The 13,472-nt window shown below is 43.4% G+C and carries 12 protein-coding genes; 6 read left to right on the top strand and 6 right to left on the bottom strand.

What is annotated here, in order from left to right; genetic code table 11:
* The first annotated feature begins 190 nt into the window (after positions 1-190).
* The 4 genes from H9W84_RS06955 (at position 191) to H9W84_RS06940 (ending at position 2,937) form a co-directional block, all read left to right on the top strand.
* A complete protein-coding gene (locus H9W84_RS06955; RefSeq protein ID WP_239742658.1) occupies positions 191-1,432 on the top strand; it encodes a GmrSD restriction endonuclease domain-containing protein in 1,242 nt (413 codons plus the stop codon).
* A gap of 71 nt (positions 1,433-1,503) precedes the next feature.
* The gene (locus H9W84_RS06950) at positions 1,504-1,806 is read left to right on the top strand and encodes an IS630 transposase-related protein (RefSeq protein WP_065253243.1); all 303 of its coding nucleotides are present in this window, start codon (positions 1,504-1,506) and stop codon (positions 1,804-1,806) included.
* A complete protein-coding gene (locus H9W84_RS06945; protein WP_138018987.1) occupies positions 1,799-2,341 on the top strand; it encodes an IS630 family transposase in 543 nt (180 codons plus the stop codon). The genes H9W84_RS06950 and H9W84_RS06945 overlap by 8 nt, the downstream gene beginning before the upstream one ends.
* 44 nt (positions 2,342-2,385) lie before the next feature.
* A complete protein-coding gene (locus H9W84_RS06940; protein ID WP_239742656.1) occupies positions 2,386-2,937 on the top strand; it encodes a HEPN domain-containing protein in 552 nt (183 codons plus the stop codon).
* A 32-nt stretch (positions 2,938-2,969) separates the two neighbouring features.
* Here H9W84_RS06940 and acnD read toward each other — a convergent pair whose 3' ends face one another.
* The 3 genes from acnD to prpB all read right to left on the bottom strand — a co-directional run bounded on the left by acnD (position 2,970) and on the right by prpB (position 7,817).
* Positions 2,970-5,576 (bottom strand): Fe/S-dependent 2-methylisocitrate dehydratase AcnD, encoded by a 2,607-nt coding sequence (gene acnD, locus H9W84_RS06935; RefSeq protein WP_239742654.1) that lies wholly within the window; start codon positions 5,574-5,576, stop codon positions 2,970-2,972.
* A gap of 98 nt (positions 5,577-5,674) precedes the next feature.
* Positions 5,675-6,847, bottom strand: coding sequence for a bifunctional 2-methylcitrate synthase/citrate synthase (gene prpC, locus H9W84_RS06930; RefSeq protein WP_239742651.1), 1,173 nt, complete (start codon positions 6,845-6,847; stop codon positions 5,675-5,677).
* 76 nt (positions 6,848-6,923) lie between these two features.
* Complete coding sequence (prpB, locus tag H9W84_RS06925) at positions 6,924-7,817, bottom strand: methylisocitrate lyase (protein ID WP_239742649.1); 894 nt, start codon at positions 7,815-7,817, stop codon at positions 6,924-6,926.
* Between the two features lie 373 nt (positions 7,818-8,190).
* Between prpB and H9W84_RS06920 the strand changes: the two genes are divergently transcribed.
* The gene (locus H9W84_RS06920; protein ID WP_239742647.1) at positions 8,191-8,550 is read left to right on the top strand and encodes a hypothetical protein; all 360 of its coding nucleotides are present in this window, start codon (positions 8,191-8,193) and stop codon (positions 8,548-8,550) included.
* A 108-nt stretch (positions 8,551-8,658) separates the two neighbouring features.
* On the opposite strand, the gene H9W84_RS06915 is transcribed toward H9W84_RS06920, so the two are convergent.
* Both H9W84_RS06915 and metK read right to left on the bottom strand, forming a co-directional pair.
* On the bottom strand, positions 8,659-8,970 hold the full coding sequence (locus H9W84_RS06915) for a DUF3144 domain-containing protein (protein ID WP_050325523.1): 312 nt from the start codon (positions 8,968-8,970) through the stop codon (positions 8,659-8,661).
* An 88-nt stretch (positions 8,971-9,058) separates the two neighbouring features.
* Positions 9,059-10,225, bottom strand: coding sequence for a methionine adenosyltransferase (metK, locus tag H9W84_RS06910; protein ID WP_095356014.1), 1,167 nt, complete (start codon positions 10,223-10,225; stop codon positions 9,059-9,061).
* A gap of 441 nt (positions 10,226-10,666) precedes the next feature.
* Here metK and uvrB point away from each other — a divergent pair, with 441 nt between their 5' ends.
* Complete coding sequence (gene uvrB / locus H9W84_RS06905) at positions 10,667-12,784, top strand: excinuclease ABC subunit UvrB (protein ID WP_239742645.1); 2,118 nt, start codon at positions 10,667-10,669, stop codon at positions 12,782-12,784.
* A gap of 92 nt (positions 12,785-12,876) precedes the next feature.
* On the opposite strand, the gene H9W84_RS06900 is transcribed toward uvrB, so the two are convergent.
* The gene (locus H9W84_RS06900) at positions 12,877-13,344 is read right to left on the bottom strand and encodes an MgtC/SapB family protein (protein ID WP_040403369.1); all 468 of its coding nucleotides are present in this window, start codon (positions 13,342-13,344) and stop codon (positions 12,877-12,879) included.
* Positions 13,345-13,472 lie beyond the last annotated feature (128 nt).

Below are 13,472 nucleotides of genomic sequence, written 5' to 3'. Positions count from 1 at the left end.
CATTAAGGATTTTTTAAAAATTAATTTATTTAAAATATCGAATTTATTAAATATTGATTTTGATTAAGATTAATGATTGATAAGTCAAATTATTTATTTAATATTAAATCTATTAGAATTTTCTGTATAAAGTTAAAATAAATTTTAATTATGACTTTAAAGTTGTAGCTTTATTTCAATGGAGATAACTGTGAAAGATCAAATTAACTTAAACGAAGATTTAGAGATGGAAAATGATGAAGCTAAAGCTGAAAAAAATGAAGAATTATTTCCACTAGAAAATTTTAAATTAACCACAACACCTAATGACTTTAATATTGCAACTATCATTTCTTTTCTAGATTCTGGAATTATTAAAATACCAGAATTTCAAAGAAACTTTGTTTGGGATATAAAAAAATCATCAAGATTAATTGAGTCGCTTATTATAGGCTTGCCGATTCCACAGATGTTTTTATTCGAGAAAGCAAGAAATGAGCTTTTTGTTATTGATGGTCAGCAACGACTCATGTCTCTTTATTTTTTTTATAAGGGAAGATTTCCAAAAAAAGAATTCTTAGTTCAATTAAAAGATGTTAATAATTCACGCAATTCCAAAAATTTTATACCCGAATCTGATTTAGCTGATAACGCAAAATTTGAAGATTTTGTACTAAATTTAAACTCAAAATCTAATCCTAACAGCAATCGATTGCATGGTCAGAAATATGCAACACTCGATCCTTCAACTGATTTTGCATCTTTAAATATTTCCACAATTAGAAATATGATTATAAAACCATCTGAAGAGAGTCCAAATAATCTTTATGCAATGTTTGAAATTTTTAATAGGTTGAACAGTGGGGGCATGAACCTAAATAATCAAGAAATTAGAATGTCATTGTTTTTCTCAACATTTATGATAAAAATGACTGAAATGAACAAGAATACTATTTGGAGAAGAATCTTTGGTAGTGAAAAACCAGATTTAAGATTTAAAGATATTGAATATATTTTAAGATTGTTTGCAATGGCTTTAGCAGGAGGTGAATCACCCAAAGTAAATTTTGACCCAACAAAAAAGGTTATTAATTATCCTAATTCAATTTTAGGGTTTTTAAATAATATGGGTAAATATGCTCAAAGATTTGATGAAGATTATGTAAATAAATTGCAAGATTTTTGGAATCAATTCATGAATAATATTCAGAACATTGAGAATTATAGATTTAGTTTCTCTTCAAGCAAAACTAACAAAATTAGTATTACTTTCTTTGAGGCTGTTTTCTATGCTGCATATGATAGATTTTTTAAAGGTGAGAATTTTGATATTACTAGTGATTACTTAGATATGTTAAAGCAGGATTCAGAATTTAAGGCTGCTTCGTCTGATAAAACAACTTCACGTAATAATATTAATAAAAGACTTGAAATAGCTAATGAAAAACTATGAAACTAGGGGTTTTTTTAAGTGGACAAGCATATTATATAGTTAAAGAAATCTAGAAGTGCTACAATAACAAAATGGCATACTCAACCGACTACCGACAAATGATACTGGACAAGCACGAAGCAGGAAGAAGCATTCGTAGCCTTGCCCAAGAATTTAATATCAGCACACGCACTTTACAAAACTGGAAAAAACAACCAGAACGCAAAGTGGTTAAAACTCGTAAAGGCAAAATCGACATGGCTTTACTCAAGCAAGATGTCGAAAAATACCCTGACAGCTATCAACGAGAGCGAGCCGTACGTTTCAACTGCACTCAAAGAGCGATTGGGATAGCCTTAAAGCGGCTTAAAATCACTCAAAAAAAAGATACTTAAACACCCACAGGCAGATGAAATAAAACGCCAGACATTCATCCAGCAACTGGCAGACTATCAAAGCAGTAACCGACCTATTATCTACCTTGATGAATGTGGCTTTAAAACTAGTAGCTATCGCCCTTATGCTTATGCACCAAGGGGGCAAAAATGCTTTGATAGCTACAACTGGCAGCTAAAAAGTACCACCAATGCGATTGGGGCTATTCATGGTAATCAGCTGTTTGCTGTAGGGCTATACGATTTTAATATTAACGCTGATGTCTTTTATCATTGGATAAAAAATCTGTTATTACCTGCATTGTCACCACATAGCTTGATTGTAATGGATAACGCTAGATTTCACATTCGAGAAGATATTAAAAATCTTATCGAGCAAGCAGGTCATACAATTCTTTGGTTGCCGCCTTACAGTCCTGACCTCAATCCTATTGAACATATTTGGGCTTGGGTTAAAAGGTTAAGACAAGATTGGCGACTTGATGATATCGATAAGCTATTCTTCTACTTTATGTGGATTTGTGGTAGTTTTTAATTTCTTTTACTATAAAATCAGACTTCAGAAATGATGATGAATTCTTGACAGTTAAAAATTCATACAGTGATTACATTAAGGACTTAGAATCTTTAAACCAATCATTAGCTATAAATACAGAACTTTTATCAGTACTTACTCGCTTTAAAGATAGAAGTAACAAAGTATTTATTATTTCAATAGCTAATTCTTTTGAAAGGCATTTAACTAAAACTTTAGCTTTGATATTTTCGAATCATAATGATTCAAGTATTTTTTATCACTTTACATTTAAATTTACTCTTTCAAGAAAATACCATAGTTTATTTTCTTGGACTAGTAACAATGCAAATTCATTTTATGGTTTTTGGGGTGAAGATTTCAGTAAAGAGTTTAAATGTAAATTGAGTGAGAATAATACACTTAAAGATGGTGAAAGAAATTTTTTGAATCTAGGAAATGTTAGAAATAAGATTGCTCATGAGGGGTTTGATTGTAATCTTGAGACTGGGTGGGAGGATATTGATGCAAACTTTAAAAAATTTGAATCAGCCTTAGAGTACTATAATGAATTAGTTAAATTTCTAACAACTAAGATTTCAATTGAAAGAGATTAGAGTTCAACTCTAATCTCATACATTCTTATATGTTAAGCCACTTCACCTTTTAAAAAGTCTTGCGCGAATTTTTGCAATACGCCCCCAGCGTTGTAAGTATCCACTTCCGCTTGGGTATCAAGACGGCAGGTCACAGGCACTTCAAGCGGCTGCGAGCCTTCTTTATTAATCACTAGCGTCAAATCACAACGTGGTGAAATATCGCCAATCACATCATAGGTCTCAGTACCATCTAGCCCTAGCGTGATACGCGTCGTCCCAGCTTTAAATTCAAGCGGCAGCACGCCCATACCGATAAGGTTGGTACGGTGAATCCGCTCAAACCCTTCCGCCACAATCGCTTCCACCCCAGCCAGGCGCACACCTTTGGCAGCCCAGTCACGGCTAGAGCCTTGACCATAGTCCGCCCCGGCGATGATGATGAGTGGTTGCTTACGGTTCATGTAGGTCTCAATCGCTTCCCACATCCGCATCACTTGACCTTCAGGCTCAACGCGAGCCAGTGAACCTTGTTTGGTACTGCCATCGTCATTTTTCACCATTTCATTGAACAGTTTTGGATTGGCAAAGGTCGCACGTTGCGCGGTCAGATGGTCGCCGCGGTGGGTGGCATAGCTGTTAAAGTCTTCTTCGGGCAAGCCCATTTTTGCCAAGTATTCGCCTGCTGCCGAGCTTGCCAAAATCGCATTGGACGGTGACAAGTGGTCGGTGGTGATATTGTCAGGCAAGATGGCGAGGGGACGCATGCCTTTGAGGGTGCGTTCACCCGCTAGCGCGCCTTCCCAGTAAGGTGGACGGCGGATATAGGTTGACATGGGTCGCCAGTTGTACAGTGGGCTGTCGGCTTTTTCGCTGCGGTCAAGGTTGAACATCGGGATATAGATTTGACGGAATTGCTCAGGTTTGACGTGTTTTGCCACAATCGCGTCAATCTCTTCATCCGATGGCCAAATGTCGATAAGGCGAATCTCTTTCCCATTGACCACGCCAAGCACGTCTTTTTCGATGTCAAAACGAATCGTCCCTGCAATCGCATAAGCCACCACCAGCGGCGGGCTTGCCAAGAAGGCTTGTTTGGCATACGGGTGGATACGTCCATCAAAGTTGCGGTTGCCTGACAACACCGCAGTGGCATACAGGTCACGGTCGATGATTTCTTGCTGAATCGCGGGATCTAACGCACCCGACATACCGTTACAAGTGGTACAGGCAAATGCCACGATACCAAAGCCCAGTTTTTCCAGTTCCGGCAATAGATTAGCGTCTTGCAAATACAGTTCAGCCACTTTTGAGCCCGGTGCGAATGATGATTTCACCCAAGGTTTACGGGTCAAGCCAAGTTCGTTGGCTTTTTTGGCAAGTAATGCCGCTGCCACCACGTTACGAGGGTTTGAGGTGTTGGTACACGAGGTAATAGCCGCGATAATCACCGCACCATCAGGCATTAAGCCATTCTCTGATTCAGGCACCGCTTCGCCTTCGGCATGGGCAATGCCTTTGGCAGAGAGCTCAGAAGTCGATACGCGAGCATGAGGATTTGAAGGACCTGCCATGTTACGGGTGACGAGTGACAAATCAAACTCAAGCACACGCTCATAGTGGGCATTGATGAGATCAGATGACCAAAGACCTGCGGTTTTGGCATAGTTTTCCACCAATTCGACTTGTTTGTCTTCACGACCTGTGAGGCGTAAATAGTCGATGGTTTGCCCATCAATATAAAATAACCCTGCGGTTGCGCCATATTCTGGGGTCATGTTGGCGATGGTGGCACGGTCACCGATGGATAGGCTGTCTGCGCCTTCACCGAAAAATTCCACATATGCACCGACCACGCGCTCTTTACGCAAAAACTCAGTCAATGCCAACACAATATCGGTGGCGGTGATGCCTGCTTGGCGTTTGCCTTTGAGGTGTACACCCACGATATCAGGCAGACGCATCATCGATGGGTGACCGAGCATCACGGTTTCTGCTTCCAGTCCACCGACACCCACCGAAATCACCCCCAGCGCATCCACGTGCGGGGTGTGGCTGTCTGTGCCCACGCAAGTATCTGGGTAGGCGACGCCATTTTGTACTTGGATAACAGGTGACATTTTTTCCAGGTTGATTTGGTGCATGATGCCGTTACCTGCGGGAATTACATCGACGTTTTCAAAGGCAGTCTTTGTCCAGTTGATAAAGTGAAAACGGTCTTCGTTGCGGCGGTCTTCGATGGCGCGGTTTTTTTCAAACGCATCTGGGTCATAACCACCACATTCCACAGCGAGCGAGTGGTCAACAATCAGCTGGGTTTGTACCACAGGGTTGACCTTGCTTGGGTCGCCGCCTTGCTCAGCGATAGCATCACGCAAGCCTGCCAAGTCCACAAGGGCAGTTTGACCCAAGATGTCGTGACACACCACACGCGCAGGGTACCAAGGAAAGTCTAACGTACGCTCACGGTTGATGAGCTGTTTGAGCGCAGCGGTCAGTTCGTTTGGGTCGCTGACTTTACGCACCAGTTGCTCAGCTAAAATACGCGAGGTGTAAGGGAGTTTGTCATACGCGTCTGGGGTGATGTCATTCACCGCTTGGCGGGTGTCGTAGTATTCCAAATCAGAATTGGGCAAGGGCTTGCGGTATTGGCTTGTCATTTGGCTTAACCTTAAAATTAATAATCCATTAGAAAAAAAGCCCTTCAAATCAATGGGTAGGCTGACCTGAAAGGCTTTTTATACGATTAAAACGCTAATTATTGACGCTCATCTAGCGGTACAAATTTTTGGTCATCAGGGCCTGTATAGTTGGCAGAAGGACGGATGATTTTGCCATCGGCACGTTGTTCAAGCACGTGCGCTGACCAACCTGCGGTACGCGCAATCACAAATAATGGGGTAAACATGGCAGTGGGTACGCCCATTTTGTGGTAGCTGACCGCTGAGAACCAGTCGAGATTTGGGAACATTTTTTTGTTGTCCCACATCACGGTTTCTAGGCGTTCTGCCACGTCAAATAGGGTCATGTCGCCCGTTTCTTTGGACAAGTTACGTGCCACTTCTTTGATGACCACGTTGCGTGGGTCGCTCACGGTATACACAGGGTGACCAAAGCCAATGATAACTTCTTTTTTCTCAAGACGTTCAAGGATGTCTTTTTCTGCGTCGTCGGCATTGCGATAGCGTTTTTGGATGTCATACGCCACTTCATTGGCGCCGCCATGTTTTGGACCTTTTAATGCACCGATTGCGCCTGAGATGGCGGAATACATATCCGAGCCAGTCCCCGTAATCACGCGGCTGGTGAAGGTTGATGCATTGAACTCATGCTCAGCGTATAAGATGAGTGAGATGTGCATGGCTTTGATATGCGATTCACTGGGGGCTTCACCTTGTAGTAGCTCAAGGAAGTGACCACCAATGCTGTCTTGGTCGCTCTCAAGGCTGATCACTTTGCCATTGTGGCTGTAGTGGTACCAGTACAGCAGCATTGAGCCTAATGAGGCAATAAGCTTGTCGGCGATATCACGGGCTTCTGAGGTAGGTTGGCTTTCACGCTCGGGCAAGGTGCAGCCCAGTGCCGATACGCCAGTACGCATCACATCCATCGGGTGGGCGTGGGCAGGCAAGGCTTCAAGCACCGCCAGTACATTGACCGGCAAGTTACGCAGGGTTTTGAGTTTTTTCTTGTACGCCGCTAGCTCATGACGGTTTGGCAAATGACCATGAATCAGTAGGTGCGCCACTTCTTCAAACTCGCTGTCTTTTGCCAAATCCAAAATATCATAACCACGATAGCTTAAGTCATTACCTGTACGACCTACGGTACATAGGGCAGTGTTACCGGCAGGTACCCCTGATAGGGCAACGCTTTTTTTAGGTTTTGGCTTGTTGTCAGTCGTGTCTGTCACTGGGGTGTCTTTTGACATGGTAAAACTCCTTTTTAGCTTTATTAAATGTTTGGCATTCAGTGTTTAGCCTTAAGTAATTAGCAAAGTTCGTTAATTATTTTTTTGATTTAAATAATGCGTCCAATTTTTGCTCATATGAGTGGTAGTTTAAGAAATCATACAATTCCATACGAGTTTGCATGGTGTCGACCACGGAGGTTTGTACGCCTTCATCTTTTAAGGCTTGGTAGACATTGAGTGCGGCTTTATTCATCGCACGAAACGCAGATAATGGATAAAGTACCATGTCAACGCCCACGTCAAACAGCTCTTTGGTGCTGTAAAGGTCGGTTTGTCCAAACTCAGTCATATTGGCAAGCACGGGAATGTCTAACACGTCGGTAAATTTGCGGTACATGGCGATATCGGTCAATGCTTCGGCAAAAATCATGTCCGCGCCTGCTTCTTGAAACGCCACCGCACGTTCAACCGCAGCATCCAAACCTTCCACTGACAGCGCATCGGTTCGTGCCATCACCACAAAATCTGGGTCAACTTTGGCATCCAGCGCAGCTTTTAGGCGGTCAACCATCTCGCTGGTTGAGACGATTTCTTTGTTGGGGCGATGACCACAGCGTTTTTGCGCTACTTGGTCTTCGATATGAACCGCGGCAACGCCTGCTTTTTCCATTTGTTTGATGGTTTGGGCGATGTTAAATGCGCCGCCCCAACCTGTGTCGATGTCAACCAATAATGGCGTGTCAACCGCATTGGTGATACGGGTAGCATCGGTTAATACATCGTTAAGGCTCGTCATACCGAGGTCGGGCAAACCGAATGAGGCATTGGCAACACCGCCACCTGACAGATAAATCGCTTTATGACCGACTTGGGTTGCCATCATGGCAGTGTAGGCATTGATAGTACCAACGATTTGAAGGGGACGACCTTCGGCTTTTTCAGACTCGATGGCGTCACGGAATTTGCGACCTGCAGAGATAGGTGCCATGTTGCTTCCTTTTTACATGATTGAAGGGGAAAATAGCAAAGTTAGTGTTAATCAGCCCTGCTTTAGGTGTAGGACAGGTTATTTGCTGCTTTGCCTTAGTATATCCATAAGTATACGCACAAAAAAACTAACCGTCAGTACGCCATTTTTAAAAATTAAGTTAAGTAAAAATAACAGTATGCGAAAAATAAATAGTAAACTTCTATTTTTACATAATTGGTCGCTCTAACTTTTAAAACATGAATATTTTGCTCAAAGTATGAAGCATTTATTTACATTTATTTACAATAAACAGGCGCCTGTTGCTACATTCTTCTAAAATAAGTTGAACAAACTAGGCATGATATACAGGTTAAAATTTGAGGAATTACTTATGGCACAATCAACGTTACCGAGTCATATTAAGCAACTGGTCGATAAAAAAAACTACGTCATCGCCATCAAAACCCACGCACAAGAGCAGGGGATTAGCTTAGATGAGGCAAAACAACAAATAGATGCGTATGAAAACCAAGCATTAGCGGCAAACAGTCAAACGCCGCCTACTGCTCATCCTGCGTCATCAGTAGAGACTAAAGAGCAAGGCTTTAGCACATTGACACAAGGATTAGATAATCATCTTAAACAAGAGAATATCACCCTACCGTTATTGCCAAGATGGGTGAAACGCGTGAGTGTGATTATCTTGGTCATCCTGATAATAGGTTGGTTGTTTTATCGATGGTTTAAATAATTAATTGTTCAAATAATTGCGGGTTTAGATGATAAGCACTGCAATAAAAAAAGCGTATGACGATTCAATACGCTTTTTTAATGAAATGCTCGTGTTGTTGGACTGCAATTAATTGCCGATTTGCATATATTTTTGGAAGTTTTCGGCATAGTCATCGATATTATCCGACAGCATACGCTCAAAATTCTTGGTGAAATGTTCGATAATATCTTGTTTTTCTTTGGCGTAGTCACTGCCTTTGACGAATCCCGTTGCCGCTGTCCATGCGCTAAAACGCGCGACCGCATACAGCATGGAGGCATTGATTTTACCTGCGTGTATATCATCGGTGCGAAGGGTATTGGCAAGCTGGATAAACTCATCAGCGCGCTCATAAAACGCATTCATTTCTTCGGTGATTTGGTTGGTGTTTTCGCTCATAATTTTTCTCTACAATTTTCTACCATCAATTAAACGTTAAAAAGGTGCGTAAAACGCACCCTACAAATCTTGTATTTCGTCAATAAAATTATAAACCCGCGTCTGCTTTAAGTAGTGCCGCGCGGTCGGTACGCTCCCAAGTAAAAGCGGTTTCAGTGCCTTGGCGACCAAAGTGACCATAGCTCGCTGTTTGCTCATACATGGGCTGGAGTAGGTTAAGCATACGCGTGATACCATACGGACGTAAATCAAAATGCTGGCGAATAAAATCGACAATCTTGTCATCGCTGATTTTGCCCGTGCCAAACGTGTTGACAGAGATAGAGGTTGGCTCTGCCACCCCAATGGCATAACTTACTTGAATTTCACAGCGTTCCGCCAGTCCTGCCGCTACGATATTTTTGGCAACATACCGCCCTGCATAGGCTGCACTGCGGTCAACTTTTGACGGATCTTTACCTGAGAACGCACCGCCGCCGTGACGCGCCATGCCGCCATACGTGTCTACGATGATTTTACGACCCGTCAAACCCGCATCCCCCACAGGACCACCAATCACAAATAACCCTGTTGGGTTGATATGATACTTCGTGTCCTTGTGCAGCATGGCAGCTGGGATGACAGGCTTGATGATTTCTTCCATCACCGCTTCATGCAAGTCTTTTTGCGAGATACTTGGATCGTGTTGGGTTGATAGTACCAGCGCATCAATAAACGCAGGTTTATCGCCATCATAGCGTACCGTGACTTGCGCTTTGGCATCGGGACGCAGCCACGCTAATGTGCCGTCTTTACGCAATTGCGCTTGCTTTTCCATCAAACGATGGGAAAACTGAATGGGGGCAGGCATCAACACATCCGTCTCATGAGTGGCATAACCAAACATCAAGCCTTGGTCACCGGCACCTTGCTCTTCAGGGCGCGAGCGGTCAACGCCTTGGGCGATTTCGGGAGATTGTTTGCCAAGCATATTGATAACCGCACAGGTTGCGCCATCAAAGCCCAATTCTGAGCTGTTGTAGCCAACGCGCAGGACGGTATCACGCACGATTTTTTCAAAATCAACATTGGCGGTGGTAGAGATTTCGCCCGCCAGCACCACACCGCCTGTTTTGGTCAAGGTTTCGCATGCCACACGCGCATGGATGTCTTGCTCAAGGATGGCGTCAAGGATAGCATCAGAGATTTGGTCAGCGAGTTTGTCTGGGTGACCTTCACTGACAGATTCAGAGGTAAATAGTTGATATTCACGCATTTAATTTTCTCATTACATCAAGGGTGATAGAAAATTAATCGCTTTGCAAACCTATCTCTATTTTACATTTTTAAAACGAGAACAAAGCAAAAATAGAAAGTCACGGACTGCGATACAGCACGAGCAAGTTTGCAAAATGATTAACGAAAAAATGATTAATATGACTAATAGCATAATGACTCATACAAGTCACTGCCGCTAAAGTGAAAAAGTCAGGGGATATTATAAGGGATTTTGCCAAATTAACCTAATGCTTTTAAATGCCTAACTGCAATAGGCTAATGGGGGAATTTTAACAAATTTGATGAGGGCTGGTTTGTTAATGGGTGGTCTTTTTTGATAAACCCAATCACTGATACAATATTTCGCGTTATTTTGCTTTAACTTCTCACCCATCAACCCCATTATTTACCCATCTGTGACTACTATAAAGACAATAAAATGCGACCACCTCAATCTTCCCGCTCCGAACGTGAACTTAGCCAACTAGCCCGCCAAATCCAAGATGATGCCCAAATCACAGGTGTCAATGCCAGTGGCACCCAAATCTCAAGTAAACCTTTTGAGATGGTGACCGAATTTGAACCATCAGGCGACCAACCGCAAGCGATTGCCAAATTGGTTGACGGTGTCGACAAAGGCATGCACGGTCAGTTGCTCTTAGGGGTGACAGGCTCAGGTAAAACCTACACCATGGCAAAAGTGATTGCCCAATGCCAGCGTCCTACCATTATCATGGCACATAATAAAACCCTTGCTGCCCAGCTATATGGCGAGTTTAAGGCGTTCTTTCCCCACAATGCTGTGGAGTATTTTGTCAGTTATTACGACTATTATCAGCCTGAAGCGTATGTACCTGCTAGCGATACCTTTATCGAAAAAGACAGCGCCATTAACGACCATATCGACCAAATGCGACTGTCCGCCACGCGTGCGCTACTCGAACGTCGTGACGCCATTATCATTGCATCGGTGTCTTGTATCTATGGTTTGGGTGACCCAGAAAGCTACCTAAAAATGCTCCTCCATATCGTGGTGGGTGACAAAATCGACCGCACTGCCATGCTCAAACGCTTGGTGGAGCTGCAATATACGCGTAACGAGCTTGACTTTGGGCGAGGTACTTACCGCTTGCGTGGCGAAGTGCTAGATATTTACCCAGCTGAGTCTGAACAGCTTGCGGTGCGTATCAGTATGTTTGATGATGAAGTAGAAAAAATCACTTGGTTTGACCCGTTGACAGGCAAGAACGTGCGCAGTGTGCCACGCATTACCATCTATCCAAAATCACACTACGTCACCCCACGAGACAAGCTAGAAAGAGCAAGTGGCACTATCAAAGCCGAGCTTGAACAACGCCTTGAGTATTTTCGAGCGCATGACAAACTGATTGAAGCGCAGCGTATCAAAGAACGCACTACTTATGATTTGGAAATGATTCAACAGCTTGGCTACTGTAACGGCATTGAGAACTATTCGCGCCACTTATCGGGACGTCCTGCGGGTGAAGCACCGCCGACGTTATTTGACTATATTCCGCCCGATGCCTTGTTATTTATTGATGAAAGCCATGTAACCGTGCCACAAGTCGGCGCGATGTATAAAGGCGATAGAAGTCGTAAAGAAACCTTGGTCAATTACGGCTTTCGCCTGCCATCTGCGATGGATAACCGCCCGCTGATGTTTGAAGAATGGGAGCGTATTACCCCTGCGACCATTTTTGTGTCGGCGACCCCTGCCCAATACGAGCTTGAGCACAGCGAACAGGTCGTTGAGCAAGTGGTACGTCCGACCGGTCTAGTTGATCCACAGCTTGAGATTCGCCCTGTCTTGACCCAAGTTGATGATGTGCTATCAGAAATCAACATTCGTAAAGCCAAAGATGAGCGAGTGCTGATTACCACGCTCACCAAACGCATGGCAGAAGATTTGACCAGTTATCTAAAAGAATACAATATCAAAGTCGCTTATTTGCACTCGGATATCGACACGGTGGAGCGGATGAAAATCATCCACGAACTGCGCACAGGTGTGCATGATGTGCTGGTCGGTATCAACCTGTTGCGTGAGGGCTTGGATATGCCTGAGGTGAGTCTGGTGGCGATTTTTGATGCGGATAAAGAAGGCTTTTTACGCTCGGAGCGTTCGCTCATTCAGACCATCGGTCGTGCCGCGCGCCATGTCAATGGTAAGGCGATTTTGTACGCTGACAGCATTACCCCAAGTATGCAAAAGGCGATTGAAGAAACCGAGCGTCGCCGTGCCAAACAGATGGCATATAACGAAGAACATGGTATCACACCGACGTCCGCTCGTCGTCAGATTACCGATAAAATCGACACAGGCGAGGCAGAAGCCCCGAATGATAACCAAGCGATTGCAGTTACTAATGCCTTCCCGGATGTGGATATTTCGATTTTGCGTTCGCCTGATTTGCTTGCCAAAGAGATTGCAAGGCTAGAAAAAGAGATGAAAGCGTTATCTCGTGATTTAAAATTTGAGGAAGCGGCAAAAGTGCGCGATAAAGTGGTAAGCCTAAGAGAGTTTGTGTTGCAATGATAGTGGACGATGGGTGTTAAACTAGCGGTTTACCCCAAGAAGAGTAACAGCTTTTCTTGGGGCAAGTTTAAGCTATCTTCCAACTTTTTACATTAAACATCCTCATTATCCTTGCTAAGTTTTTGTTTTAACGGACTAACAAAATAAAAAATCCCTACCATAAACACACTAATCAATACCGCAATCTCTAGCCGTCCCATTGCCACTGCCACGCCCACACAGCCCGCTGACCAAATCGCAGCCGCTGTCGACGTCCCTTCAATCATGCCATCTTTTTTGAGAATTGCCCCACCGCCGATAAAGCCAATTCCCGTTACCACGCCGCTTACGATGCGCCCCATTGCACTGGGGTCATCGCCTTGCACTTCAAACGCAAGCAGCGCAAAACTACAGCTTGCCAGGCTTACAAGCGGAAAAGTGCGCAGCCCAATGTTTTGTCGACTATTCTCACGATTGTAGCCTACAGGTAATACCAACACAAACGCTATCACCATTTGAAACATGTGAACTACCATCAATTTCCAATCTAAATCAAATAAATTACCTACAAAATTATCCATCATGTCACCCACAAACGAGTCAAAAAGAGTTGAAATTTTATCCGATAAAAATAAAAAAAATAGCATGCAAATGTAATAACAAAGTCATTATGGATTGTGACCAAAAAACGTCATTAATTATGGCATAA

This window comes from Moraxella tetraodonis, assembly GCF_022359095.1.
Classification (GTDB): Bacteria; Pseudomonadota; Gammaproteobacteria; order Pseudomonadales; family Moraxellaceae; genus Faucicola; species Faucicola tetraodonis.
Note: the sequence above shows the minus strand (reverse complement) of the source record. Positions and strands in the feature narration are given on the sequence as shown.